22 protein-coding genes are annotated in these 25,846 nt (G+C 72.2%); 9 read left to right on the top strand and 13 right to left on the bottom strand.

Translation table 11 applies throughout. From position 1 onward, the window contains the following. Positions 1-23 precede the first annotated feature (23 nt). Positions 24-2,690 carry an AAA family ATPase gene (locus ACBJ59_RS24295; protein ID WP_375112533.1) on the bottom strand — a complete coding sequence of 889 codons (2,667 nt, stop codon included), beginning with the start codon at positions 2,688-2,690 and terminating at the stop codon, positions 24-26. Positions 2,691-2,787: 97 nt separating this feature from the next. Here ACBJ59_RS24295 and ACBJ59_RS24290 point away from each other — a divergent pair, with 97 nt between their 5' ends. Further along, on the top strand, positions 2,788-3,747 hold the full coding sequence (locus ACBJ59_RS24290; RefSeq protein ID WP_375112532.1) for a hypothetical protein: 960 nt from the start codon (positions 2,788-2,790) through the stop codon (positions 3,745-3,747). A 120-nt stretch (positions 3,748-3,867) separates the two neighbouring features. Beyond that, positions 3,868-5,322 (top strand): MFS transporter, encoded by a 1,455-nt coding sequence (locus tag ACBJ59_RS24285; protein ID WP_375112531.1) that lies wholly within the window; start codon positions 3,868-3,870, stop codon positions 5,320-5,322. Positions 5,323-5,889: 567 nt separating this feature from the next. On the opposite strand, the gene ACBJ59_RS24280 is transcribed toward ACBJ59_RS24285, so the two are convergent. Further along, positions 5,890-7,056 carry an FAD-dependent monooxygenase gene (locus ACBJ59_RS24280; protein WP_375112530.1) on the bottom strand — a complete coding sequence of 389 codons (1,167 nt, stop codon included), beginning with the start codon at positions 7,054-7,056 and terminating at the stop codon, positions 5,890-5,892. A 53-nt stretch (positions 7,057-7,109) separates the two neighbouring features. Here ACBJ59_RS24280 and ACBJ59_RS24275 point away from each other — a divergent pair, with 53 nt between their 5' ends. Next, positions 7,110-7,814 (top strand): TetR/AcrR family transcriptional regulator, encoded by a 705-nt coding sequence (locus ACBJ59_RS24275; RefSeq protein WP_375112529.1) that lies wholly within the window; start codon positions 7,110-7,112, stop codon positions 7,812-7,814. On the opposite strand, the gene ACBJ59_RS24270 is transcribed toward ACBJ59_RS24275, so the two are convergent. Then, positions 7,783-8,712: a substrate-binding domain-containing protein gene (locus tag ACBJ59_RS24270; RefSeq protein WP_375112528.1), complete on the bottom strand. Its 930-nt coding sequence runs from the start codon at positions 8,710-8,712 to the stop codon at positions 7,783-7,785. The two genes, ACBJ59_RS24275 and ACBJ59_RS24270, sit on opposite strands and share 32 nt — an antisense overlap. Positions 8,713-8,766: 54 nt before the next feature. Between ACBJ59_RS24270 and ACBJ59_RS24265 the strand changes: the two genes are divergently transcribed. The 3 genes from ACBJ59_RS24265 to ACBJ59_RS24255 are packed head-to-tail and all read left to right on the top strand — an operon-like array spanning position 8,767 to position 11,418. Continuing rightward, the gene (locus ACBJ59_RS24265) at positions 8,767-9,621 is read left to right on the top strand and encodes a substrate-binding domain-containing protein (protein ID WP_375112527.1); all 855 of its coding nucleotides are present in this window, start codon (positions 8,767-8,769) and stop codon (positions 9,619-9,621) included. Between the two features lie 22 nt (positions 9,622-9,643). Next, positions 9,644-10,345, top strand: coding sequence for an ABC transporter permease (locus ACBJ59_RS24260; protein ID WP_375112526.1), 702 nt, complete (start codon positions 9,644-9,646; stop codon positions 10,343-10,345). After that, positions 10,342-11,418: an ABC transporter ATP-binding protein gene (locus tag ACBJ59_RS24255; RefSeq protein ID WP_375112525.1), complete on the top strand. Its 1,077-nt coding sequence runs from the start codon at positions 10,342-10,344 to the stop codon at positions 11,416-11,418. The genes ACBJ59_RS24260 and ACBJ59_RS24255 overlap by 4 nt, the downstream gene beginning before the upstream one ends. Here the strand turns inward: ACBJ59_RS24255 and ACBJ59_RS24250 are convergent, their stop codons facing one another. Both ACBJ59_RS24250 and ACBJ59_RS24245 read right to left on the bottom strand, forming a co-directional pair. Next, positions 11,419-12,630, bottom strand: coding sequence for a M14 family zinc carboxypeptidase (locus ACBJ59_RS24250; RefSeq protein WP_375112524.1), 1,212 nt, complete (start codon positions 12,628-12,630; stop codon positions 11,419-11,421). 8 nt (positions 12,631-12,638) lie between these two features. Then, a complete protein-coding gene (locus tag ACBJ59_RS24245) occupies positions 12,639-13,676 on the bottom strand; it encodes a M14 family zinc carboxypeptidase (protein ID WP_375112523.1) in 1,038 nt (345 codons plus the stop codon). Positions 13,677-14,361: 685 nt separating this feature from the next. Here ACBJ59_RS24245 and ACBJ59_RS24240 point away from each other — a divergent pair. Together ACBJ59_RS24240 and ACBJ59_RS24235 are read left to right on the top strand one after the other, a co-directional pair. Then, positions 14,362-15,546, top strand: a complete 1,185-nt coding sequence (locus ACBJ59_RS24240) for a M14 family zinc carboxypeptidase (protein WP_375112522.1) — start codon at positions 14,362-14,364, stop codon at positions 15,544-15,546. Between the two features lie 100 nt (positions 15,547-15,646). Further along, entirely contained in the window at positions 15,647-16,516 is an 870-nt protein-coding gene (locus ACBJ59_RS24235; protein ID WP_375112521.1) for an AraC family ligand binding domain-containing protein, read from the top strand. Here ACBJ59_RS24235 and ACBJ59_RS24230 read toward each other — a convergent pair. Both ACBJ59_RS24230 and ACBJ59_RS24225 read right to left on the bottom strand, forming a co-directional pair. After that, entirely contained in the window at positions 16,513-17,916 is a 1,404-nt protein-coding gene (locus ACBJ59_RS24230) for a pyridoxal phosphate-dependent decarboxylase family protein (RefSeq protein ID WP_375112520.1), read from the bottom strand. The two genes, ACBJ59_RS24235 and ACBJ59_RS24230, sit on opposite strands and share 4 nt — an antisense overlap. A gap of 219 nt (positions 17,917-18,135) precedes the next feature. Next, the gene (locus ACBJ59_RS24225) at positions 18,136-18,531 is read right to left on the bottom strand and encodes a MerR family transcriptional regulator (protein ID WP_375112519.1); all 396 of its coding nucleotides are present in this window, start codon (positions 18,529-18,531) and stop codon (positions 18,136-18,138) included. A 48-nt stretch (positions 18,532-18,579) separates the two neighbouring features. Between ACBJ59_RS24225 and ACBJ59_RS24220 the strand changes: the two genes are divergently transcribed. Further along, positions 18,580-19,629 (top strand): aldo/keto reductase, encoded by a 1,050-nt coding sequence (locus tag ACBJ59_RS24220; protein ID WP_375112518.1) that lies wholly within the window; start codon positions 18,580-18,582, stop codon positions 19,627-19,629. Between the two features lie 13 nt (positions 19,630-19,642). Here the strand turns inward: ACBJ59_RS24220 and ACBJ59_RS24215 are convergent, their stop codons facing one another. The 6 genes from ACBJ59_RS24215 to ACBJ59_RS24190 all read right to left on the bottom strand — a co-directional run bounded on the left by ACBJ59_RS24215 (position 19,643) and on the right by ACBJ59_RS24190 (position 25,787). Continuing rightward, positions 19,643-21,085 (bottom strand): sensor histidine kinase, encoded by a 1,443-nt coding sequence (locus ACBJ59_RS24215; protein ID WP_375112517.1) that lies wholly within the window; start codon positions 21,083-21,085, stop codon positions 19,643-19,645. Beyond that, positions 21,082-21,765 carry a response regulator transcription factor gene (locus tag ACBJ59_RS24210; protein WP_375112516.1) on the bottom strand — a complete coding sequence of 228 codons (684 nt, stop codon included), beginning with the start codon at positions 21,763-21,765 and terminating at the stop codon, positions 21,082-21,084. The genes ACBJ59_RS24215 and ACBJ59_RS24210 overlap by 4 nt, the downstream gene beginning before the upstream one ends. Then, complete coding sequence (locus ACBJ59_RS24205; RefSeq protein WP_375112515.1) at positions 21,762-22,286, bottom strand: GerMN domain-containing protein; 525 nt, start codon at positions 22,284-22,286, stop codon at positions 21,762-21,764. Before ACBJ59_RS24205 ends, ACBJ59_RS24210 begins: the two co-directional genes overlap by 4 nt. Before the next feature lie 43 nt (positions 22,287-22,329). Further along, entirely contained in the window at positions 22,330-23,520 is a 1,191-nt protein-coding gene (locus ACBJ59_RS24200; protein WP_375112514.1) for an acyltransferase family protein, read from the bottom strand. Beyond that, entirely contained in the window at positions 23,520-24,347 is an 828-nt protein-coding gene (locus ACBJ59_RS24195; protein WP_375112513.1) for an SGNH/GDSL hydrolase family protein, read from the bottom strand. Before ACBJ59_RS24195 ends, ACBJ59_RS24200 begins: the two co-directional genes overlap by 1 nt. A gap of 204 nt (positions 24,348-24,551) precedes the next feature. After that, entirely contained in the window at positions 24,552-25,787 is a 1,236-nt protein-coding gene (locus tag ACBJ59_RS24190) for a glycosyltransferase (RefSeq protein ID WP_375112512.1), read from the bottom strand. Positions 25,788-25,846: the final 59 nt, after the last annotated feature.

Below are 25,846 nucleotides of genomic sequence, written 5' to 3'. Positions count from 1 at the left end.
CGGCCATCGTCCGACGGCTGAACTCAGCCCAGGTCGATACGGGCGAGCTCGGTGCGCACGGTGACGCCCAGCTTGGGAAAGGCCCGGTAGAGGTGGTGGCTGACCGTCTTGGGGCTGAGGAAGAGCTGGGCGGCGATCTGCTTGTTCGTCGCTCCGGTCGAGGCCAGCCGGACGACCTGGAGCTCCTGGGCGGTGAGCCGGGCGGCCAGGTCGTCGGTGTCGTGGCGGCTGAGCGTCTCGCCCGTGGCGCGCAGTTCGGCCGCGGCGCGGTCGGCCCACTGAGCGGCGCCGATGCCGCGGAAGGTCTCCTGGGCCGCACGGAGGTGGGCGCGCGCGTCGGTGCGGCGCCGGTTGCGGCGCAGCCATTCGCCGTAGAGGAGTTCGGTGCGGGCTTGCTCGAAGGGGCGGTCCGTACGGTCCAGGGCGGCGACGAAGTGCTCCTCGGCGTCCGGGTCCGCGGCCAGCAGGGCCTCACAGCGGTGCAGTACGGCACGCGCCCAGGCCAGGCCGGCCGCCTCCGCCCAGCGGCGGAATCGCTCGTACGGCACCGCCGCCGCTTCCGGCCGGCCGAGCCGTACGGCGGCCTCGATCTGGTCGGGCGCGAAGTACACGGCGTGGATCTGGCGTCCGACCGGCCCCTGAGCGGCCCGGTCGAGCCGGTCGAGGGCGGCCTCGAAACGTCCGTGGCCCAGGTCGAGCATGGCCAGGGCCCACACGCCCCAGGCCCTGCTGGTGGCGACGTGCTCGGTGGCGAAGTGGGTGAGGTTCTGCTCGGCCAGGGCGCGGCAGCGTTCCTCGTCGCCCTCCACCGCCGCCAGCCAGGCCAGCACGCCCTGCTGGTGCGCCAGGCGGTGGAGCTGCCCGGTGTCCTCGGCGACGCGCAGCCCCTCGGCCGCGGCGAGCGCGCTGTCCCGGAAACGCCCGCGGTAGAGCTCGGCGACCGACAGCGTCGCCAGGGCCAGCGGCATCCAGCCGATCATGCCGCGGGCGCGGCACTCCTCGGTGAGCGACATCGACAGCGTGCGGGAGGCGTGGAAGTCCCCGACCAGGATGGCCAGCGAGGCGGCGTTGCTGCGCATCATGGCCGGGGCGTCCGGGGCTCGCCGGACCCGGGCCACGTACGCGCGGCAGCTCGGCAGCGCTTCCTCCACCGCTCCGGTGAGGAGCAGGGTGACGCCGGCGGCCATCAGCCGGGCCAGGGCGTCGCGGGGGAGCGGCAGCTTGTCGAGCCGGGTACGGGCCTGCTCGGCCCAGCCGGGTTCGCCCGCGTAGAACGCCGCGCGGACGGCGTCGGACAGCATCGCGGCGGCGGTTTCCGTGTCGTTCTTCCCGGCCGCGTCGATCAGGATGTCGCAGGCCGTACGCAGCGAACCGCTTTCGAAGGCGATCCGCGCCCTCAGGGCGGCGGGCCGGAGCTCCGGGGTGAGGCGTTCGGCCTCGTCGGCCAGGGCGAGCGCGTGTTCCGTCCGCCCGGCCAGCTCGGCCGTCTCGGCGGCGAGCACCAGCCGCCGGCCCCGCTCGGCGACGTCCGGGGTGAGCTGTGCGGCCCTGGTCAGCGCGGAGGCGGCGGCGCTGAAGCCCGTGCGCTCGCGGGCGCGGTCAGCGGCCCGCTCCAGCGCTTCGGCCACCTGGGCGTCCGGTCCGGTCGCGGCCGCGGCGAGGTGCCAGGCCCGCAGGTCGGCGTCCAGCTCGCCGGTCAGTACGTCGGCGAGAGCGCGGTGGAGATCCAGCCGCTGGCTGTAGGTGGCGTTCTGGTAGGCGGCGGCCCGGATGAGCGGGTGCCGGAACGACCACGTCGGTGCGGAGACGGTGACCAGCCCGGCCGCATCGGCCGAGTCGAGGGCGGCGACCGGCAGGCCGAGGGCCGCCGCGGCTGCGAAGATCACCGTCAGGTCGCCGGACTCCTCGGCCGCGGCGAGGGCCAGCAGGGTCTGGGTGGGCGCGGGCAGCTCGCGGATGCGCTGCTCGTATGCCTGCTGGATGCAGTGCGGCAGCGGCAGCGGCAGCCTGGCCGTCGCCAGCGGGTCGGTGGTGTACGCGGGCAGCTCGCGCAGCGCGAGCGGGTTACCCGCCGCCTCGGCCAGCACCCGCTCCCGTGCCCCGGCACTCAGGCCGGGCGCGTGCTCGTCCAGCAGCCGGGCCGCCGCGGCGCGGTCGAGGTCGGCAGGGCACAGCACCGGCACCCCCGGGGCCTCGAACCCCGGCCGGGCGGCGAAGACCAGGGCGACGCCCTCGCCCCGCAGCCGGCGCGCCACGAAACGCAGGGCGTCGGCCGAAGCCCGGTCCAGCCACTGGGTGTCGTCGATGAGGCACACCAGCGGCGCCCGTTCGGCGAGGAGGGTGAGGGCGGCCAGGCCGACGAGGAAGCGGTCCACCCCGGACGGCGGCGCCGCGGCCAGGCCCAGCGCGGCTCGCAGCGCGTCGGCCTGCGGCTCGGGCAGCGCCTCGATCTCCCCCAGGACCGGGCCGAGCAATAACTGCAGTGCCGCGTAAGGCAGCTCGGCCTCGCTCGCGACGCCGCTGACCCGCAGCACCGGCAGTGGCGGCGCGCGATCCGCGGCGTAGTCGACCAGCGCCGACTTGCCGATCCCCGGCTCCCCGGAAATGAGCAGTGCCCCGCTGGAGCCGGCGCGGGCCTTGTCGAGCAGCCGATCGAGCTCGGCCTGCTCCTTCCCGCGCCCATGAAGCATGACCGGAAATCTAGATCAGTGTCCGTCCGGCAGGCAATCGGGAAGACCGGACATCTGTCCGATGCGGCCGGGGCCCGGTGGTTCCTAGCCTCGGACCATGAACCTCGGGATGTACTCGCAGAACGAGCGCAGCCGTCGCTGGGCACTGGGCCGGGCGCTGATGGATGCCGAAGGCGTCGAGGCGCTCTTGCTGTACGAGAACACCTACTTCACCGGGGGCCCCTCGGACGCGATCGTCGTCTTCCCCCGCGACGGCAGGCCGGTGGCGCTGACCGACGGTCCGTCCAGCAGCCCGTGGGCGCCCACCCGGCCGTCCCGGCACGCGTACGGCATCGCCGAGGTGCTCTGGGAACACCGGCTGCACCGGTCGGCCGTCGGCGTGCTCGGCCTGGAACCGTACCCGCCGATCCACCGGGGTCCGCTCCTGCCCCACAGCCTGTGGTCGCGGGGGCTCGGGCTGCTCCACACCGGCCGTCCGCATCAGTGTCGGCGTCTCCCATCCACACCTTCCGTACGCATCAGCGCCGGCTTCTGCCCCTCCACTCCGGCCGTCGGCCCCGGCTTCGCCGCGCTCGCTCTCCGCGCCGGCGGCGGGCCGATCTCCCGTGGCGGCGTCGTGTTGGTCGAGATCAGCTGCACATACGGCTTCCTCGAGGTCAGAGGGCGCATGCCGCTCCTACCCGGCGAGGTGCCCGGCACTGTGGCCGAGGCGCTCGATCGGGCCAAGGCCGGGTTACGCGGCCGGGCTGCGCGCCGTACGGCCCGCCAACACCGTCGGCCAGGCCGCCGCCGCGGTCGCCGCGCACCTGGGCGGTCCCGGCGGGGAGCCGTACCTCGTGGGGCTCAACCCGCTCAGCTTGAGTGCCGGCGGCCAGGAGCCGCCGAGCGGCCACGACTCCGTCATCGTGCTGGCATGACCTTCGCCCTCCAGACCCGCTACGGCCAGGTCGCCGTCGGCGGCACCGTGCTGACGACCGAGGACGGCACTGTCGAACTGTTCACCCCCTTCACCAGAGCCTCGTGCGCCCTCACCACCCCCGCAGGGCGGACCTCATGAACGGCCACGCTGAAGTGACCGACCCACAGGCGGCTCCCGGCCGAGGCCCGATCGGCGATCTGGCCGTCCTGCTGATGAACCGGATGTGACCAAGCGGCTCGACGAGTGAGGAGCGAATCCGTGTCCACCACCCCCACGGCCCGCGGGAGCGGACGATCCTGGGCCCTGCTGCTCGTCCTGTGCGGCACGATCTTCCTCGAGGGCAGCGACGTCGCCATGCTGGCCGTCGCCATGCTGGCCGTCGCCATCCCCACCATCCGCGCCGACCTCGGCCTCACCACCGGCACCGCGGCGTGGGTGATGAGCGGCTACGTGCTCGGATACGCCGGTTTCACCCTGCTCGGCGGGCGCGCCGCCGATCTGCTGGGCAGGCGACGCATGTTCCTCACCTGGCTGGGCGTCTTCCTGGTCTTCTCCATGCTGGGCGGCTTCGCGGCCGACGGCTGGATGCTGGTCGTGGCGCGGTTCGTCACCGGAGTGGCGGCGGCCTTCATGACCCCCGCCGCCATGTCGATCATCACGACCTCGTACCCGGAGGGGCCGCAGCGCGACAAGGCCCTGCTGATCTTCGCCGGTGTCGGCGCCGGCGGCTTCTCATTGGGCCTGGTCATCGGTGGCCTGCTGACCGAACTCGGCTGGCGCTGGGTGTTCTTCGCCCCGGTGTTCCTGGCCGGCGCCATCCTGCTCGCGGCGCTCAGGCTGCTGCCCGCCGAGGCCCGCCCTGAGCCCGCGCGTCGCGGCTACGACCTGGCCGGCGCGGCCAGCGCCGCCGCCGCGATGCTGCTGCTCGCCTACGGCATCGTCCGGCTCGAGCACGGCGGCGAAGGGCTCGGGCTGACCCTCGGCGCGCTCGCCGCCGGGCTGGCGCTGGTGGCGGCATTCATCGTGATCGAACGGCGCGCCAAGGCGCCGCTCGTCCGCCTGGGGATCTTCCGCAAGGCCGCGCTGGTCCGGGCCAACGTCGCCGCGCTGCTGTTCCTGGGTGCGTTCTTCGGTTTCCAGTTCATCGTGACGCTCTACCTGCAGGAGCTGCGCGGCTGGTCGTCGCTGCAGACCGCGATCGCGCTGATCGTCATGGGCTGCGACGCCGTGCTGGCTCCCATCCTCACCCCCCGCCTGGTGAACCGGTACGGCCGCGCCCGGGTGATCTTCGGCGGCTTCCTGCTGGCGATCGCGGCCTACGGGCTCTTCCTGCCGGTGGGGATGGACTGGTCGTACGCGGCGATGTTCCCGACCCTGATCATCGCGGGCACCGCCTTCGCCCTCGCCTACGGTCCGCTGACGATCGCGGCCACCGACAGCGTGGCGGAGGAGGAGCAGGGCCTGGCCGGCGGCCTGCTGTACACCTTCACCCAGTTCGGCTCGGCGGTCGGGATCTCCGCGGTGACCGCGGTGTACGGGTTCGCCGCGGCCGGCGCCGATGGCTCACCGGGCGCGGTGCTGGACGCCTACCGCACCGCGCTCGTCGTCCCGGTGATCATGGTGCTGCTGGGGGCGGCCGTCTCCGCCTTCGGCCTGCGCAACGCCCGGCCCGCCGGCCGACTGGCGGGCGCGGCCCCCGACGAGGCCGCTTGAAGGTCATCAAGGACGTACGGGCAACTGGTACGCGCCGCCGGCGATTCCCCTTCACCACAGCGGCATCGACGGGCCGGGCCCCCGCGGAGCCCGGCCCGTCCGCGATGAACAACCGTCAGACCGGACCAACGGCGCGTCCGGGTTCGACAGCGCGGCGATGGCTTCCCTTTCTGACGGTGCGGTGCGTGGCGGGTCTTCTCGCTAGGACGGGCAGCTGGGGCCGAGCAACTGCCAGGGCGAGCAGTTGTCGCCGGAAGACGAGCAGCACAGCCTCCTGTGCCAGCCGCTCGAGAAGCACTTGTACTGGTATCCGCACACCGCCGACGCCCTCACCTCAGGAAGTACCAGCGCCAGAGCCTTGTCGATGAGCACTTTCATCCTGCCTCCTCGTATCCCCTACTTACTGACGGTCGTGGCGATTATCGGGACGGGCGTTGGCGGGCGGTTAGCGCGGCGATAGCGCGGCTTGGGGGCGGTGGTGGGAACAGGGCGGGCGGTGGATCGCCGGAAGGAACCCGTGGCGGTGCGGTGCTGTCCCGTGGTCGCTGGTTCTCTCGGGTTCGGCAGTCAGGATGGCTGGACTTCGTCGAAGAGGGCGATGGCTTCGGTGGGGTCCGGGCTCACGAGGCGTTCCAGCCCGGCTGTCGTGATCTTCGCCCATCTGCCGGCCCGTGCCCACATCTGTTCCTCGAAGGCGCGGACGGCCTCGTCCAGATCCTCAGGACCGCGGGCGGCGGCGACGGACTCGGCGAGTTCGGCGCCTTCCAGCATCGCGAGGTTCGCGCCCGCCCCCAATGGGGGCATCAGGTGGGCGGCGTCGCCCAGTAGCGTCACCCCGGGAACGTGGGTCCAGGTGTGGGACACGGGCAGGACGTGGAGAGGGCGGTGGACGAAGGCGGTGCCGTGGCGGAGGAGGTCGAGGACGGGAGCGGCCCAGCCGTCGAACAGGGCCAGCAGCCTTGACCGCACGGTCTCGACATCGGCCTCGACATCGGTCTCGACATCGGCCACGTCGAGGCCCGCGCGCCGGTCCAGGTTCGTGTGCCCGTCCAGCGGCGCGCGGAACTGGGCGTACACCTTGACGTGGCCGCCGCTGTTGCGCTGGGCGACGAGGGCGCGGTTCACGCCGTACACGGCCACGGAACCGTCGCCGATCAGCCGGGCGAGGTCGGGGTGGCGGGTGTCGACGTCGTCCAGGGAGGTCTCGACCAGGGTGACGCCGGTGTAGTGCGGCGTCGCGGACGAGACTGCCGGGCGGACCCGGGACCAGGCGCCGTCCGCGCCGACCACGAGGTCGAACGTCTCCTGCCGCCCGTCCGCGAACCGGACCAGCACGCCGTCCCGGGTCCCCGGCACCACCTCCGTCACGCCCCGCCCCCACTGAACGTCCAGGGGGCCGAGCAGCAGGTCACGGAGTTGCCCGCGGTCGATCTCGGGATTGGCCCGGTCGTCCGGACGGGGTTGCCAGTCGCGCAGGACGGTCCCGTCCGTGTCCAGGATGCGCATGGCCTGCCCCTCGGGACGGGACAGCGCCTGGAACTCCGCCAGCAGCCCCGCCTTGTCCAGCGCGAGCTGGCCCAGCTTTACGTGCAGGTCCAGCGTGCCGCCCGGGGGACGGGCGTCGGGGGCGGGATCGCGTTCGAGGACGGTGACGGGGTGATCGTGGCGGTGCAGGACGCGGGCGAAGGTGAGGCCGGCGGGGCCGCCTCCAACCACGGCGATACGGTGTCTCATGTCGATACACTGTATTTCGCTGAGATGGCGTATCGCAACAGTACGATGTACGCATGACTGTGTGGGACCGGCCAGAGCCGCCGACTCGCCCCGCCCCGCTCGACCGGGAGCGGATCGTCGCCGCCGCCATCGCCCTGGCCGACGAAGGCGGGCTGGAGGCGGTGTCGTTGCGCAAGGTCGCCGCCCGGCTGGACGCCGGCCCGATGCGGCTGTACGGGTACATCTCCACCAAGGAGGAGCTGTTCGACCTCATGGTGGACGAGGTCCACGCCGAGATCCTCCCCGAGGAGGAGCCCGCCGACTGGCGGGAGGCGCTGCGCAGCCACGCCCACCGCACCAGGCAGGCCACCCTCCGTCACGAATGGCTGGCCGACCTGCTCGGCGGCCGTCCAGCCCTGGGCCCGAACGCCCTCGCCGTGACCGAGGCCAAGCTGGCCGCCCTCGACGGCCTCGCCGACCTCGACACCGTCATGCGCGCCGTGGAGACCGTCAGCGCCTACTTGACCGGCGCGATCAGGCGCGAGATCGCGAACCTGCGGGCCGAGCGCGCCACGGGCCTGTCCAAGCGCGACTGGCAGCGCGCCTCCGGCCCGCATGTGAGCAGGATGCTGGCCACGGGCCGCTTCCCGGCGCTGGCCAAGTTCGTGCACGACGGCACGGAGGTGGACGCCGAGACGTCCTTCGCGACCGGCCTGGACTGGGTCCTCGACGCCGTGGCCGCCAAACTCACCGGGCACCCGAGTCGGGGAGTTTCGTGACGTCGCCGGATCTGGCGGTGTCGTAGCCGCCGAGTGCGGAGATCCGGTCGCGCAGGGCCGGCGTCTGTAGGGCGGCGATGAGATGAGCGGCCGGGTCGAGGGCGGTCCCGACCAGCCCGATGTCGAAGTCCTCCCAGGTCAGGGGAATGAACTCGAGGTCCAGCTCGGCAGCGGCCGCGCGGATTCCGAGGCCGACGTCGACGGTGCCGGTGGCAACGGCCAGGGCGACCTCGAGGTGGGTCCCGACCTGCGGTCCCCGGAGGCTGTCCGGGTCGTGGCCGGCGGCGAGGAGCAGCCGGTCCAGCAGGATTCGGGTCCCGGTGCCCGGGCGCCGGGTGGAGACCCGCCGCTTTGCCACATCGGCTATGCCGGTGATGCGGTGGGGGTTGCCCGGCAGCACGATCAGCCCCTGCTCGCGTCGCCAGAGGTGGATCAGGTGCGGGTCCAGGCCGCGCAGCATGCCGAGCGCGAAAGGCGCGTTGTAGACGCCGGTGTGGTGCAGCAGATGGATCGCCGCGCCGTCGGCGCGACCCTGGCGTACCGCGGCGAGGCCGGTGACGCTGCCCTCGCGGGTGGCGATCTTCAGCTTGCCGTGAAGCGCGCCGGCGAGGAGATCGAGAGCGGGGTCGTCGCTGCCGGCGAGGGTGAAGACCAAATCCCCGTGCAGGAAGCGCCGGGCGGCGAGCGTGGCGCCGGGGGCTACGCGGGCACGGCGACGCTCGGCCAGCTCGAGCACTCCGACGTCGGCCAGCCGGCGCTGCGCCCGGCTGACGGTGGAGGCGGTGGTGTCCCACTGCTGGGCGATGTCGCGGACCCCCGGCAGCTCGTCGCCAGGGTGGAGGGTCCCCGCGCTGATCCGCTGGGCGAGATCGATGCAAATTTCCCGATATCGGGTCACGTTGCACAATTTACCCTTGCACTACTCTGATGTAGCACAGATAGGGTCACAGTCATGCGCAGACAGGTCCTGATCGGGTTCGCGTGGATGGCGGCAGCCTTACTGGCCGGGTGCGGGACCGCCCCCTCCTCCAGCGGGCCGGCGGAGAAGTCGCTGATCCTGGCCACCACGACCAGCACCCAGGACAGCGGGCTGCTCGACGAGCTGTTGCCGGTGTTCACCCGCGACAGCGGCTGGCAGGTCAAGACCGTGGCGGTCGGCAGCGGGCAGGCCATCGAGCTGGGCCGTCGCGGGGAGGCCGACGTGTTGCTGGTGCATTCCCCCGCAGCGGAGGAGAAGTTCGTCGCCGAGGGCAGCGCCGGCACCCGGCGGCTGGTGATGCACAACGACTTCGTGCTGCTCGGCCCGAAGGCCGACCCGGCCGAAGTACGGGGCACGAGCAGTACGAACGCGATGAAGAAGATCGCCACCGCGCGGGCGGTGTTCGTCTCCCGGGGCGACGAGTCGGGTACGCATTCCAGGGAGAAGGACCTCTGGTCCCGGGCCGGAGTGACTCCAGGCGGTTCCTGGTACCAGTCCACCGGGCAGGGCATGGGCGCGACGCTGCGGGTCGCCGGCGAGAAGGCCGCCTACACCGTGTCCGACCGGGCCACCTATCTCACCCAGCGCGGCACCTTGGAGCTGGAGGTCCTCAGCGAGGGCGACCCGGACCTGCTGAACGTCTACCACGTCATCGAGATGACCGAGAGGGCGGGCAACCGCGTGCGGCCCGACGGCGCGAAGGCGTTCGCCGACTGGATCGTCGCCCCGCCCGCGCAGCGGCTCATCGGCGAGTTCGGGCGGGCGAAGTTCGGCCGCCCGCTGTTCACCCCGGACGCCGGCAAGGACGAAGCGACGCTGGGCCAGTGAGCGCAGCCGGGGAGGTCGTTCGATGGATGTGCTGTTCGACGGGTTGGTGGACGCGATCGAGCTGCTGCTCTCCGGGGACGAGGACAGCTGGTCGATCATCGCGCTGACCCTGCGCGTCTCGTTGACCGCGACCGCGATCGCCCTGCTGCTGGGCTTGCCGCTGGGTGCGATCGTGGCGCTGGCCCGCTTTCCGGGCCGGCGGCTGCTGCTGGCGGCGGCCAATACCGGGATGGGCATGCCGCCGGTGGTGGTCGGGCTGTTCGTCACCGTGCTGCTGTGGCGCAGCGGGCCGCTGGGCGGGCTCGGGCTGCTCTACACACCCACCGCGATGATCATCGCCCAGGCCGCGATCGCCACCCCGATCGTGATCGCACTGGTCGCGGCCGCACTGCAACAGGTCGATCCCGACTTCCGCGTTCAGATGCAGGCTCTGGGAGCGAATCCGATCCGTGCGTTCGCGGCGCTGCTGGGCGAGGCCAGGTTGCCGCTGCTGGCCGGGGCGATGGCCGCCTTCGGCGCGGTGGTGAGCGAGGTCGGGGCCGCGCAGATGGTGGGGGGCAACCTGGCCGGACAGACCCGGGTGCTGACCACCGCTGCGGTGCTGGCCACGAGCCGGGGCCAGTTCTCGCTGGCAATCGCGTTCGGCATGATCCTGCTGACGATCGCGTTCGGCGTGAACCTGTCGCTGACGCTGATTCAGCAGCAACGGACGGCGCCGCGGTGAGCGGCCCGAGCACCGGGATCGGGTGCCGAGACCTGCGCGTGCGCGCCGGCGACCGCGAGCTGCTCAGCGTGCCGGAGCTGGATGTCGCCTCGGGACGCACGCTGGCCGTGCTGGGTCCCAACGGAGCCGGCAAGTCCACCCTGCTGCGCGCGCTCGGCCTGCTCAGCAGCCACCGTGTCACCGGACAGATCCTGCTCGATGGTCGTCCCGCGACGCGCCCACTGATGCGCCACGCCATCGCGGCCGTGCTGCAACGGCCGATCCTGCGCCGCGGCACGGTGGCCGCCAACGTGATCAGCGGACTGCGGTTCCGCGGTATGAGCCGCCGCGAGGCCCGCATGCGCGCCTGGCCGTGGATCGAGGCGCTCGGCCTGGGCCCGTTCGCCGGCCGGGACACCCGTACCCTGTCGATCGGCGAGGCTCAGCGGGTCAGCATCACCCGCGCGCTCGCGGTCGGGCCTCGGGTGCTGCTGCTCGATGAGCCGTTCAGCGGGTTGGACGGCACCACCCGCGCCGACCTGATCGCCGACCTGCGCGCCGCGCTGACCGGACAGCCCACCGCCACGATCCTGGTCACCCACGATCGGCAGGAGGCCCTCGCCCTGGCCGAGGACACCGCGCTGCTGATCGGCGGCCGGATCCGCCAGCACGGCCCGACCGCCGAGGTGCTGGACCACCCCAGTGACGCCGGCACGGCCCGGCTGCTCGGTTACACCAACATCCTCCCCCCGGCTCTCACCGGCCGGACGCACACCCTCGTGGCACGGCCCGAGCACACCCACCTCATCCTCGAGGCGTCCGATGGCCCCGCTGACCAAGGCGATGACGTACGGCCGGTGACCGGAACGCTGCGCCGGACCGTCGCACTCGGCATCGCCACCCGCGTCGACGTCGACACCTCCAGCGGCCCGCTGACCTGCCTGCACCCCGGCGACCTGCTCGCCACCGAACTTCCCCCGATCGGCGGCAACGTCCGCGTGAGAGTTCGGCACACGCGGACGTTGCTCAGCGCCGACGGAAACGAATGGACGGCGAACGAGCGGGGGAGGGGCGACAGGTTCCCGTCGGCCTGATCAGTCCTGGGTCTCCGGGATGTCGTCGTACCGGGCGGGGTCGATCTGGTTCACCGCACCGGTGCCCAGGGCCTCGATGATGGCGTCGAGTCCGTTGGCGACGGTCTGCACCAGTTGCCCGCGCTGCTTGGCCCCCCAGGTCTGGGTCTGCCCGCGCACCTCGAACAGCACGGTGCCCGAGCCGTTGAGCGCGAACGAGCCGAGCCCGGTGCCGGGCAGGTCGATGTCCTGCGGGTAGAGGGTCAACGATCCGAACGGCGACTGCCCGCGGAGCGACAGTGCGTCGTACGCCGCCAGGGTGAGCCGCTTGGAGTAGTCGAGCCGGTAGCCCTGGTTGTACTCCTGGTGGTTCTCCACGTCGACGAACTTGCCCGACAGCGACATGGTCACCTGGTCCTCTCCGCTCTCGTCGAGGTCGCAGGGGCCCTGGTGGTGCAGGTCGAGGTAGGTGTCGACGGCGCCGAACTCCGCCTTCAGCGACTTGTACAGGTCCCTGACCGCCCTGGACTCCGGATGGATGTACCAGCCCGGCTCGGAGGAGGAACCGGGGAAGTCCGCGGCCCGGGGCACGTAGTTCAGGTCCGGGTGGTAGTCGCGGTTGACGTCGAAGCCGGGCCGCGTCGCGTAGTCGTCTCCCGTACGCGGCTGGTTGTAGTAGTTCCACGCCGGCTGCGCCCCCGCCAGTTGCGGGAAGTCCGCGACGACCTCGGCCCAGGTACGGTCGTTGCCCCGCCGGTCGAGCTCCGCGCCGTCCGGGTTCATCTTGGGCACGGCGACCAGCGTGACCAGCGAGCGCAGGCGCTCGGCCGCCGGCGTGCCGGCCGTCATGTCGCGCAGCAGGGAGAGCACGGCGTCGGTGCCGGTCTTCTCGTTGCCGTGGATCTCGCTGGTGATCAGCACGACCTTGGGGCCGGTGCCGGTCCGCGCCGCCCAGATCTCACGCCCGCGGTTGGACGTGCCGATCTGCGTCACGTCCAGGACGTCGGAGCGCTGCGACTCCAGCCGCTGGAGCTCTTCGCGCAGCTCGGCGTGGCTGGTCCACGCGGATGCGCCGGTGTCCCCGGTGGAGGTGCCGCAGTGCGCGTTCGCGGGCTGGGCGACGGCGGGCGACGCCAGCGGCAGGGACGCGCCCACCAGGGCCGCCACGGCCAGGCCCACGCCGGCCAGCCTCGGCGCCACGGCACCGTACGCGGTTCGGTTCTTCCTCGTCATGGTCTTCTTCACTCCTCGTCGTCCTGGTCGATCGGCTCGCCGCGCTCCGGAATGGTGTCGGCCACCGCCGGGTCGATCGCGGCGAGACTGCCGTCCGCGGCGGCCTGGAGCAGCGCGGCCATGGAGGCGTAGGCGGTACGGATCAGGTAGCCGCCGGACTTCTGGCCGAGGCCGCCGCGCAGCTCGACCAGCAGGCTCGCGCTGCCCTGCAGGCCGAAGGAGTTGCGCGCGATGCCCGGGAGGGAGTCGCCGGGGTAGAGGCTGACGTCGGCGAAACCGTACTGCTGCAGCGAGGTGTAGACGAGACCGGCGACGCGCTTGCTGTCGGCGAGGACCTGCGGCGCCACGCCGGGGTTGGTGGGCCACAGGATGGAGGCGGTGGCCAGGGACCCGTCAGGCTGGCGGTAGCTGCCCTGGTGGTGGTAGTCCACGGTGATGTCCGGCTGCCACGAGCGCACCATCCGCTGGATCGCGGCCGACTCCGGCACCGGGTTGGCCTCGGGCGACATCGCGGGGTCGTGGTAGCGGTTGATGTCGAATCCCACTCCGGACAGGCAGAAGGGGCCGGAGCAGTCCGGGTCGACGTTCTGCCGCTGGAAACGTTCGGTGCCGTCGGGGTTCGCGCGTACGACGATCCGCAGCGTCACGTCGTCGAGCACGTCGGCGGCCCACTTGGCCTGTGACGCGCTGATCCGCTGGAGGAGTTGCAGCGCCGCCTCCGTGCCCAGCGGCTCGTTGCCGTGCTGCTGCGTGATGTAGAGCACCTTGGTCGGCCCGGTGCCGACCGTCGCGGTCCAGATGTCGCGGCCCTCGTTCGTCCTCCCGATCGACTCCACGTCGACCGCGCCCTTGGAGCCCTGCTCCAGGCGTCGCAGTGCGGCGGTGAGCTCGTCGTAGGTGTGGAGGCGCTGGAGAGAGACCTGCTGCGCGTCCTGGACCCAGGGACCTCCCGGCGTCGTGCGATCAGCCGACGCCGTCGCCGTCCCCCAGATCGTGAGGCCCAGAACGGTGGCCAGAGCAACTGCTGTTCGTCGTTTTGTGAACAAGAACAGTCTCCTTATCGATGTACGTCGGCGGAGGCGTAAATGGGTTTCAGGGCGCGCTCCACCGCCACTTGAGAACACGAAATTCCGGCGCATGGGAAAGCCTGTCCCGATGCGCGGCGACACCCGGCAAATCACCCTCGTGGAGGGTGGAAAGGGGTTAGTCAACGAACAATGCGTGCTCCTTGCGCCGACGCCGTAGCCGGTGGCCGCTGATATCTGGATATGGACCGAATGGGGCCGTGGGCGTCGGGAGCACCCCGGCACGGCGAAGCAGAATGAATATCGTCCTTCCCTGGTGCTTGCTGCAACACGACCGGCGCGGGTCGCCATGACTCTTGTAACAAACCTCAACTGGCATGACAAGTGTCACGTTCGGTGTCCGGGCCGGGCCGCACCGTGACCCTTGGCGGCGTTGAGGGGTGCCGCCGAACGTCGCGGCCATAACCGGGCCCGCAAAACACCCAGGAAACTGACAGGATTCCGGACTTGTCCCGGGGCGGACCGCCGTGGAAACGTCGCTGGTGACTTTTCCGCCCGGGATTTCGGTCTCCCCGGCGGGTCTGGCAGGTTTACGCAAGGAGCGGTCGTGCGTCTGCGCAAATGTTTTCCAGGAAAAGCCGAGGGGAACGCGGTAAGCCCGTCACCGAGATTCTTCAGTGGCCGGACGAGCATGATTGCCGCCACCATGGCGATGGCATTGACCACGTCGATCGTCGCCGCCTCACCCGCGCACGCGCTGGACGAGGAAGGGCCGGGAAACTGCACGGTCCAGGACAACCCCTCCTGGTCCGGCTGGTCCAACCACGAGCAGGTCGGTGCGGCGCTCGCGCAGATCGAGCGGACCAGCAGCGGCCGCGTCGACGTGGAGGTCGTGGGTCACTCCGCGCAGGGCCGGGCGCTGTGGGCCGCCCGGGTGGGAACCGGTGACCGGGTCCTGCTGGTGACGTCGGCGATCCACGGCAACGAGCGCACCGGGACCGAGGCGCTGCTGGCGATCCTCAAGGACCTCGGCAGCGGCGGCGACGCGCGGACCAGGCAGCTGCTGGAGGACATCACGCTGGTCGCGATGCCGATGGTCAACCCCGACGGCGGCGAGCTCAACCGGCGCATCAACGTCCTGTCCTGGGCCGACACGGTGGCCACGTTCCCGCAGCTGCAAGGCGCTCCCGCGGCCTGGTACCACAGCCTGCGCGGTGACGGCATCAACCTCCCCGGCTACGACCTCAACCGGGACTTCAACCCCGATCTCGACTACGTGCCGCGGGCCGCCGACCTGCCTGGCAAGGACACCGACGCGGGGTTCTTCCTGGCTCCGGAGTCGCGCGCGATCCGCGACGTGTACGTCGGCCTGCGCCAGGAGAAGGGCGCCGTGGACGCCTACGTCGACCTGCACCACATGGGGCCCTGCGACCGCCTCACCGGCGGACCCCAGGACGGTGACCTCATCACCTTCTCGCTGGACTACCCGCCCCTCGGCGTGCAGGACGGAGCCGCGTACAAGGCGGAATGGCCGGCGCTGGACCAGGACAAGTCCCGCCGTTACGCGCTCTCGGTCTACAACGGGCTGATCGCGACGTACGGCGCGCAGTCTCCCCTCACGGCCGTCGGCCGCTACTTCCACCCGGACACCCGCGAGTACGCCGGGCAGGGCCGGTCGGCGTTCGCCCTGAACGGCACCGGCACCGTCCTGTTCGAGGTGCGCGGCCAGCAGGACGATCTGGGCCAGAAGCACAAGGGCATGTTCGTCAACGCGGTGCGGACCGGGGTCGAGTCGCTGATGACCGGCCTGGCCACCGGCAGCGTCGACGCCCTGGACGGCGACGACTTCTTCGACCTGCCCGATTACGGCTGGGACACCACCGCCGACTGAGCCACCCACCCGTCCGGCACGACGCACCACGCAGCCGCAGAGCGCCGCGCTCTGCGGCTGCCGCCGTTCGCCGCCGGGGGTCCTCGGTACCGTGTGGTGCATGAGCGCGGTGCGGTACTGGCGTGACCCGTTGTGGGGCGGGGTGGATCTGATGTCGGCGACCTTCACCGGTGACCCGTTCGGCCGGCACCTGCACGACACGTACGCCATCGGCGCCGTCGAGCGGGGCGAGGAGGAGATCGGCTTCCCGGAGGGCGTGCGGAGCACCGGAGTGGGATCGATCGTGATGATCGACCCTGGCGTGGTGCACACCGGACGGGCCCGCACCCCCGACGGATGGTCGTATCGGGTCCTCTACCCCCGGCCGGAGCAGGTCCAGGCCATCGCGCGGGAGGCCGGGGCCGGGGACGGCGTTCCGTCGTTCCCGTCGCGGGTGGCGGACGACGACGACGCGTGCCGGCTGCTGCTGGCGGCGCACCGCGCGGCCGAGCAGGGCGCGCGGCTGGCGGCCGACTCGATGTTGCGGGTGCTGCTGGCCCGCCTGATCGGCCGCTACGCCAGCGGACAGATGCGCGCCCGCCGCCCCAGGGCCGGTGCCCGCGCCGCCGCCCGGGCCCGCGAGCTGCTGCACGGCTCGCCGGCCGACCCGCCCGACCTGGGCACGCTGGCCGCGGCGGTCGGGGCGGAGCCGTTCGCGCTGCTGCGGGCGTTCCGCCGGGCCTACGGGCTGCCGCCGCACGCGTACGTCGTGCAGTTACGCGTGCGGCGGGCCAAGACCCTGCTCGCTCGGGGGATCGCCCCCGCGGAGGTGGCGGTGTCGGTCGGGTTCTGCGACCAGTCGCACCTGTCGCGGCACTTCCGCCGGGCCGTCGGCGTGACGCCGGGGGCGTACCAGCGAGGGGTACGGAACGGGCGCGCTCTCACGACGGGCGCCCTCACGACGGGCGGCCCCGCAGAGGGTGCCGGTTAGCGGGCCGCGCCGTCGATGATGCGCAGCGCCTCCTCCACCCGCTCCTTGCCGGTGCGGAAACTCAGCACGCACATGCGCAGGTAGAAGACGCCGCCGACCGTGGTGCTCGACAGGTAGACGCGCCGGGTGGCGTTGACGTCGGCCAGGAACCGCCGGTTGCGCTCGTCGTCGCCGTCCCGCAGCCGGAACACCAGGACGGTGAGGTCCGGCGGCCACGGCACGTCGAGGCGCGGGTTCGCCGACAGCTCGCGATACACCAGGGTCGTCAGGTCGAGCTTCTCGTCGAGGGCGTCGGCGAAGGCGCGTACGCCGTGCAGGTGCAGCGGCAACCACAGCCGCAGACCCCGATACTCCCTGGTCAGCTCGATGCCGAGCTGGCTGTAGTCGGGCAGATCTTCGACCGGGCTGAGATCCTGCAGGTATTGCCCGCCGCCGGCGTGAGCGGCGCGCAGGGCCGCCGGATCCCGCACGAGCAGGACACCGGTCCCGTACGGCAGGAAAAGGCTCTTGTGCGGGTCGAAGGTGAGCGAGTCGGCGTCCCCGATCCCCGCCAGCAGGGCGCGCCCGCGCTCGGTGAGCTGGAAGCCGCCGCCGTAGGCGGCGTCCACGTGGAACCACAGGCCCTGCTCGCGGGCCAGCGCGGCCAGGCCGGCCAGCGGGTCGATCGTGCCGGTGCTGGTGCTGCCCGCCGTTCCGGCGAGCAGGAACGGGCGCAGTCCCGCCGCCCGGTCAGCCTCGATCATGGCAGCCGCGGCGGCCGGGTCCATCCGCAGGTCCGCCGTGGTGGGCACGACGCGTACGCAGCCGGCCGGCAGCCCGGCGAGGTGCGCGGCCTTGGCCAGGCTGTAGTGGGTGTGCTCGGTGGCGTACAGGGTGCCGTCGCCGAACTCCGCGCCCAGCCGGTCGTGCCGCGCGGCCACCACCGCCGACAACGTCGCCACCGAGGCCCCGGTCGTGACCACCCCGCCCGCACCCGGGGGCAGGCCGAACCGCGTGGCGAGCCAGGCCAGCACGCTCTCCTCCATGGCGACCAGCGCGGGCGCGGTCTGCGCCACCCCGGTGAACCGGTTGACGACCTGGGCCAGCAGCTCGGCCAGCGCCGCCGAGACGAGGCCGCCCGCCGGGAAGTAGGCCAGGTAACCGGGGCCGGAGGTGTCCACACCCTGCCCGGCCGCCTGCCGGAAGGTCTCCAGCAGGTCGCCGAAATCACCGGGCCCGTCGGCCGGGGGACGGCGCACCCGCGCCGACAGCTCGGCGGCGGCCCGGTAGTCGCTGGCGGGGGCCTCAGGCAGGGCGGCGACCTGTCGGACGATGAGATCGAGGGCCTGGCGGCCGAGGTCGTCGATCATGCCGGGGGTCAGGTCAAGGGGGACGGGGCTGGGTTCGGTCGGCGTCGTCATGCCGACACGGTAAGGATGCGGCAGGCGATGTGGATTGGACGTAATTGCACGTTCAGTCCTCCGCGGGGGAACCCGGCATGTGGCGGCCGGGCCGCTTCTCGCCGGAGTGCAAGGAAGAAGCCATTCGCCTGGTGCTGGAGGGCGGCGGGGACTCGATGACGCTCGCCACGTACGGACTCATCGACGCGGAGAAGGACGGTAGCAGCACCCAGCTGAAAGTCAGGGCGCACAATCTGCGACGTTGTCCCGCAAACCCAGACGGCCCTCGTAGATGGCGACCTTGTGGGTGATCAGCTTGAGGGACTCGTTGAGTTCGTGCATCTGGGCGAGCACCCGTTCCCGATGTTCGCGCAACACCTCCAACCGAGCCACCTCGTTGCCTTGGCCCGCCCTGACGAGCTCGGTGTAGCGCCGGATGTCGGTCAGGGGCATGCCGGAGGCCCGCAGCCGGATGCACACGCCCAGCCAGTCGACATCGCCCTCGTCGTAGACCCGGTGCCCCGCGGTTCCGCGCCGTACCGGCTGGGCCAGCAGCCCCTCCCGCTCGTAGAACCGGAGTGTGTGCACGCTGAGCCCGGTGCGTTCGGCGACCTGGCCGATGCTCAAACCCGACATGTGGCCGAGTTTGCCCTAGAGTCGGCTCTAGATTCTAGGGTCCGCAGTATGAGACATCGCATCCTCGGCGGCACCGGCATCGAGGTCAGCACCCACTGCCTCGGCACCATGATGTTCGGCTCGGCCGGCAACCCCGACCACGATGACAGCATCCGCATCATCCGCACCGCCCTCGACCACGGCATCAACTTCGTCGACACCGCCGACATGTACTCGGCGGGCGAGTCGGAGGAGATTGTGGGCAAGGCACTGCAGGGCCGGCGGGACGAGGTGGTGCTGTCGACCAAGGTGCACTTCCAGATGGGGGAGGGGCCCAACCGAAGCGGCAACTCGCGGCGTTGGATCATGCGCGAGGTCGAGGCGAGTCTCAAGCGGCTGCGCACCGACTGGATCGACCTCTACCAGATCCACCGCCCCGACCACCGGACCGACATCGAGGAGACCCTCTCCGCACTCACCGATCTGGTACGGCAGGGCAAGATCCGGGCCTTCGGCAGCTCGGCGTTCCCGGCGCACGAGACGGTCGAGGCCTACCACGTGGCCCGGCAGCGCGGCTTGTACCGGTTCCGCACCGAGCAGCCCCCGTACAACATCCTGGCCCGCGGCATCGAGGGCGACGTCCTTCCCACCGCGCAGCGGCTCGGCATGGGCGTGCTCACCTACAGCCCGCTGGGCTGGGGGTTCCTGACCGGCCGTTACCGCAAGGGGCAGCAGGTCGACCTGTCGCAGGGCCGCGCGGCGCGGGCGCCAGAACGGTTCGACCCGGCCATCCCGGTCAACGCGGCCAAGCTGGAGATCGTCGAGGAGCTGGTGAAACTGGCGGACGAGCTCGGCTGCACCCTGCCGGCGCTGGCCGTCGCCTTCGTCGCGTCACACCCGGCGGTCACCTCGGTCATCCTCGGCCCGCGCACGATGGAGCAGCTGGAGAGCCTGCTGAAGAGCGCCTCGCTGGTGCTCGACGACACCGTGCTCGACCGGATCGACGAGCTCGTGCCGCCCGGCACCAACGTCTACCACCCTGTCGGCCTCTGGAGCCCCGCGCCCCTGACCGACCCGGCGTTGCGCCGCCGCCCGCTCGGCGACCGCGCCGCGAGCTGACTGTCAGCGGGTGCTATAGGCGAGTCCCATGGCTCCGCGGCAGGGTGAGGGCCAGGACGGTTCCGCCTCGGGGGGCGTTGGCCGCGGTGAGAGTGCCGCCGTGCAGGCGCGCGTTCTCGGTGGCGATGGCCAGGCCCAGGCCGCTGCCGTCGGTACGGGTACGGGCGGCGTCACCTTTGGTGAAGCGGTCGAAGACGTGGGGCAGCAGGTCGGCGGGGATGCCGGGCCCGTCGTCGGAGACGGTGACGACGATCTGGTCGGCATCGGCCCGAACCTGGACGAGGACCGACACCGCCGGGCCGCCGTGCCGCAGGGCGTTGCCGACGAGGTTGGCCAGGATGACATCGACGCGGCGCGGGTCGAGCCGGGCGCGCAGCCCGGGGGGAACCTCGGTGCGGACCCGGTCGCGCCAGTGCCGCAGCGCCAGCGTCTTGTCGATGAGCTCGCCCACGTCGACTTCGTCAAGGTTCAGTACGGCGACGCCGGCGTCGAAGCGGGACACCTCGATCAGGTCCTCTACCAGGCGGCTGAGCTTGCGTGTCTCGTCGGAGACGAGTTGCAGCGCCTCGGCGGTGAGTGGCGCGAGGCGGCCGGAGGCGGCGTCGGCGTCGAGGACGTCGGTCACGGCGGACATGGCCGCCAGCGGCGTGCGCAACTCGTGGGAGACGTCGGCGGCGAACCGGCGTGCCCGCGCCTCCATGTCGCGCAGCGCGGCCGCGTCGGACTGGAGCGTGGCCGCCATGGTGTTGAACGTACGGCCGAGGTCGGCGAGTTCGTCGTTGCCGGTGACGCGTACGCGGGTGTCGAGACTGCCGCCCGCCATCCGCTCGGCGGCCGTCCGCAGCCGCCGTACCGGTCGCAGCAGTCTGCGCGCGGCCAGCAGCGCGGGGACGATGGAGACCAGGGCGACGGGCAGGGCTCCGGCGCGGGCGGCGGCCGCCAGCGTGTCCACATCCTGCTGCTGCGAGGCCAGGGAGAAGGAGGCGTAGACGACGAGCGGCGGGGGGCCGTGTGGGCGGGCGGCGGCGGTGACCGGAAGGGCGATGGCCAGCCAGGGCTCCTGGCCGCGATGGAAGCGCTGGGCCAGTGCGGTGGCCGCGGTGGCCGCTTGAGTGCGCAACTGCGCGGGCAGAGGCGGCTGCGCTCCGGTGGCGATGAGCGGGCCGCCGCGATGGGACAGGGCGGTGCGCCAGCCGCGGAGGCCTGTCGCGCGGTCCAGTTGCAGCGCCAGCATGCGCAGGTCCGCCTCGGTGGGGTCGGCGGGCAGGTCAGGCGTCCGGGAGGCGAGGTGGGCGCGCAGGTCCTGAAGGGCGTCGGCCTGGGCGCGTTCCACGATCGCGGTACGGCCCTGACGGAAGGTGATGGTGGCGGCGATCAGCGCGCTGAGCACGGAGACCAGCAGGAACACCAGGACCAGCTGGGCTCGCAGACCGCGGGGGAGCGACGGGGGGATCACAGCGGCCCGAACCGGTAGCCGAAGCCGCGTACGGTTTGGATGTAGCGGGGGTTGCGGGGGTCGTCCTCGATCTTGGCCCGCAGCCGCATCACGCACGCGTCGACCAGCCGGTAGTCGCCGTGGAAGGTGTGCTCCCACACCTGTTCCAGGAGCTGCTGGCGGCTGAAGGTCTGTTCGGGCGCGGCCGACAGGAACAGCAGCAGCTTCAGCTCCGTCGGCGCCAGCGCCAGTTGCGCGCCGTGCTTGAGCACGCGCAGGGCGACCCGGTCGATGAGCAGGTCGCCGTGGGTGGTGCGGGTCTGGCCGGAGGAGGCGGGCGGCGCGGTACGGCGCAGCACCGCGCGCATGCGTGCCTCGATGACCTCGCTGCTGGCGGGTTTGATCACGTAGTCGTCGGCGCCGGCCTCCAGACCGACCACGATGTCCACGTCATCGTCGCGCGCGGACAGGATCACGATGGGCACCTGGCTGAAGGCGCGGATGCGGCGGCAGGTCTCCAGGCCGCTCATGCCGGGCAGCATCAGGTCGAGCAGCACGACCTCGGGGGCGCTCGCGACCAGCTCGGCCAGCCCCTCTTCACCGGTCGCGACCAGCACCGTTTCGTGGCCCCGGTGGCGCAGGCCGACGCTCACGCCCCGGCGCACGGCCGGATCGTCTTCTATCACGAGCACGCGGGTCATGAGGAGGCTCCTTGGTCGGCCGGGACGGCCGATCCGTTCTCGTCGCATCTGACCGGCCAGGGCCGGTCCATGTCGGGCTCGACCACCTCGACGACGGGGTCGTCGCCGGCGTACGCGGCGGCGGCCGTGCAGACGAGCTGGCTCACCGCCACCGGCCGCAGGTTGCGTACCTGCCAGGGCAGACGTAGCTCCACCCGGCCTCTGATCGTCGTGGCCCGGACCGGCCGGGTCGACGGGGGAAGCCGTGTGATCAGCCCTCGGGCCCGCTCCTCCGCCGTGGGGCCGGCGAGCAACGCGTTCATGGCCTGTTGCAGCCGGTTCCCGGCCGGGGCCGGCCGCGAGACCGGCCAGGTGCCCTCCTGCGTGACGAAGTACACCCGCAGGAGCCGGTCGCTGTTCTCGGTCAGGCCGCCCCGGACCGGCTGACCGGCGGGCAGCGCATCGGTGTCGGTGATCCCGCAGCCCGCCAGGGCCGCCGCCGCGACCAGTACGGTCGCCACGCGGCGCAGCACGCCCGGCATGTGGTGTTCTCCTCTTCGACGCGATGTCACCGGTGTGACCTGGCTAGAGCTGACCGAGCTTGCTCACATCGACCGTCCCGGCACCGGGTTGCGGCCGCGGGATCGCCGCCCACAGTCCCGCCGCCATCGCTCCCGCGGCGGCCAGCGCCACCCATCCGCGGCGCCCGGTGGCCCACCGGGCGCGCAGTCGTACCGGATCCTCGACAGCGACCTTCGACACTACCGCAGCCAGCAGCGACAGGCCGATCGCGGTGACCGTCCAGGCCCAGCCGGTGAGCCCGGCCACCGGCCGGGGCAGCAGCAGATAGACCGGCCAGTGCCACAGGTACAGGCTGTAGGACAGCTCGCCCAGCCGGCGCGGTACGGCGCTGCCCACTGCCCGGCCCGCCAGGCCGTCCGGCGCGTGGGCGAGGAGCGCGATCAGCGCCGCGCCGGCCAGGGCGTGCGCGAACATCCCGCCCCGGAAGAGGCCGGGGTTCGTTTCCCCGCTGGTCAGCACCCATGACGCGAGCAGCCCGCCCAGAACCGGGACGCAGATCGCGTCCACGGCCGCGCGTGACAGGCCGGCCACGGCGTGGCGGACGGGCGCGGTGGCCGCGGCCGCGCCGAGGAGCAGGGAGCAGGCCCGGGTGTCGGTGCCCTCGTAGGCGCGGGTGGTGTCCACGGCCGCCCCGAACCTGATCATGAGCAGGAGCGAGACGAACGCACCGGCGACCGCGACCACCGCGACCCGCCGCTGCCCGCCGCGCCCCCTTCCGACCAGCGCCACCACCAGGGGCCAGGCCAGGTAGAACTGCCACTCGACGCTGATGCTCCACAGGTGGGCGAACAGACGGGTGCCGGAGGCGTTCCAGTATCCGATCTGCTCGCCGATGAAATGCCAGTTCAGGCCCTGGACGGCCACCCATGGCGCGTCCCGCAGGGCGGACCCCAGCATGCCGGGCCCGGCGAACGCCCAGGCCAGCAGCAACGTCGCCGCGATCATGACGGCCAACGCGGGCAGGAGCCTGCGGGCCCTGCGCCCCCAGAAGGCCACCAGGTCGATACGGCGGCGCCCGGCGAGCTCCTCCAGCAGCAGACCGGTGATCAGGAAGCCGGACAGGACGAAGAACAGGTCGACGCCCAGGAACCCGCCGCGCATGTGCCCGGCGTGGAACAGCAGGACCGCGGCGACGGCGAGCCCGCGCAGCCCGTCGAGCGCGCCGATATGCGGGCGGCGGGCGGCCGGCTCCATCAGCCGCAGCCGAGTTTGACGAAGCGCTCGTCGCCGGTCCACGGCCCGGTGGCCCAGGCGCCGGGGGCGGCCGGGGTGAAGCCGGCCAGCTTGCCGAGCTGCCTGGCGAACCAGGTGGCGAAGGCCGCCGACCCTTGCTGACAGGAGTGGATCCCGTCCTTGGCCCGCTGGGCCTTGCCGGCGGCGTAGTCGTCCCCCCACAGCTCAGAGGCGTCCAGGTAGCGAACGTCCGCGACCTTGGCGGCCATCGCGGGGGCGCTCTTGATCGCGTCCGCGTGGGGCTTGAAGAATTCGTCGATCTTGAACGGCGGGGCGGAGACCAGGACGAGCCGGGCACCGGCGTCCTTCGCCGCCCGGGCAAGCCTCTGGTAGGCCGCCAGCTGCTGGCGGGGCGTGCCCCAGTCGTAGGTGGTGATCTGGTACGCGATCACCGTTGGCCGGAAGGAGACGAGGTCCTCCTTCAGCCTCTTCCAGGTGTCCTTGGCCGCCATGGCCGTCACCGGATGATCACCGGCGACGATGTTACCGCCGCCGTCGGAGGTGGCGTTCCTGAACCGCACACCACTGGCCTGCAGCGCGGCTGCCACGGCCGGGGCCTGCGCGCCCGCGATGGAGTCGCCCATCCACAACACCCTGACGCTGGTCGCGGCCTGACCGGCGGGCCGGGCCGTCGCGGTCGGCCCGGCGCCGGGGGACGCGGTGAACGCGCCGCAGGCCGTCGCCGTGGCCCCGACCGCGACGGCCACGGCCGCCATCACTCCGGCACGACGGCGGCCGGTGGATCCTTGGGGGAACGGGGAGCCAGGGGAGGGGTTCGTCGGTTGCATGGTCCGTAGGCAACCAGACGAATCCGGCGATCAGCCGCGTTGTCATCGTTCCATCACACAATGAGGGATCAGCCATCACAGAGCTTCGCTGCCCCCGAACGGGCGCTGGGCCCGGCGTACGTCGGTCATCGCCTCGGGCTCGGCGGCCCGCCCCGACGGCGCGTGCCGCCGATGCCGGCCCGGAAGGACCTCCGGTCCGACCCGTCATCTTGGCCGGTGGCCGGGCCGTCGGGTAACCCGGAGCTGGTTCACCGCCTCGACGACGGGCGCCGCGCCGTCCTCTGCCGTGACCCGGACCGACAGGGCCTGGGCCCGCTGCCGGTAGGCCGGGTCGGTGACCGCTGTGGTCAGCGCGGTGGCCAGCCGTGCGGGCGTCAGGCGGCGGAACGGGATCGCGGCCGGAGCCACGCCGGGCGCCACCAGCCTGGACGCCCAGAACGGCTGGTCGTTCATCACCGGCACGGCCACGGCGGGCACCCCCGCCCGCACCCCGCTTCCGGCGGTGCCGCCGCCGCAGTGGTGGGCGACGGCGGCCATCCGGGGGAACAGCCAGTCGTGCGGCACGTCGCCGACCGCCAGCACATCGTCCGAGAGGTGTCCCCGCGGGCCGGTCTGCACCACGCCGCGCAACCCGGCCCGCCGCAGCGCGTGCACGGCCAGCTCCGTGTACTGCTCGGCCCGCGTGCCCGCCAGGCTGCCGAAGCCGACGAAGACCGGTGCGGGTCCCGACGCCAGGAAGTCGCACAGCACCGGATCCGGCTGCCAGCCCCGCGGCCGGAGCGGCCACCAGTAACCCGTGATCTCCAGCCCCGGCCGCCAGTCGGACGGACGCGGCAGCACCACCGGGCTGACCCCGTGGAAGACCGGCCAGCGCGTGCTCTCCCGGTGCTGGTAGAGGGCGCGCGGGGGCATCGGGGGCAGCCCCAGCCGGGCCCGCATCTTGGTGCTCAACCCGGCGAGCAGCGGGCCGGCGGCGGGTAACTCGAACGCGAGCCGGGCCGCCCTGCGGTTCCCCCACCGCCCGAGCGACCGGTGGAACAGGCTCATGACCGGCGGAAAGTCCCCCGTGGGCTCGACCGGCTGCAGGTGCACCCCCATGCTCGGCACGCCCATCGCCTCGGCGACGTGATAGCCCGACGCGCCCGCCAAGCCGAGCAGGAGCAGGTCGGCCTCCTGCTCGGCGATCTCGGCCAGGCCCTCCACGAGCTGCTCGCTGTATTCCTTGAAGGCGCTGACGCGTACCGCGAGCCGGCCGGTCAGCGCGCGGAGCGGGTCTCCGGGAAGCGGCAGATGGTCCAGGCCCGCGTCGGTCACCAGCTCCGCGTACGGCTCGTGCGCGGCGATGGCCACCTCGTGCCCGGCCTCGCGCAACCGCACCCCCAGCCCCGTGTACGGCGCCACGTCCCCGCGCGTGCCCACGCCGATGATCAGAACCCGCATCCAGATCCACCCCCGTCAGTCCCCTTTTTTCATACAGTCGCATGGTAAACGGGGACGAT

It is taken from the genome of Nonomuraea sp. MTCD27, from assembly GCF_041950495.1.
In the GTDB taxonomy this organism is placed as follows: Bacteria; Actinomycetota; Actinomycetes; order Streptosporangiales; family Streptosporangiaceae; genus Nonomuraea.
Note: the sequence above shows the minus strand (reverse complement) of the source record. Positions and strands in the feature narration are given on the sequence as shown.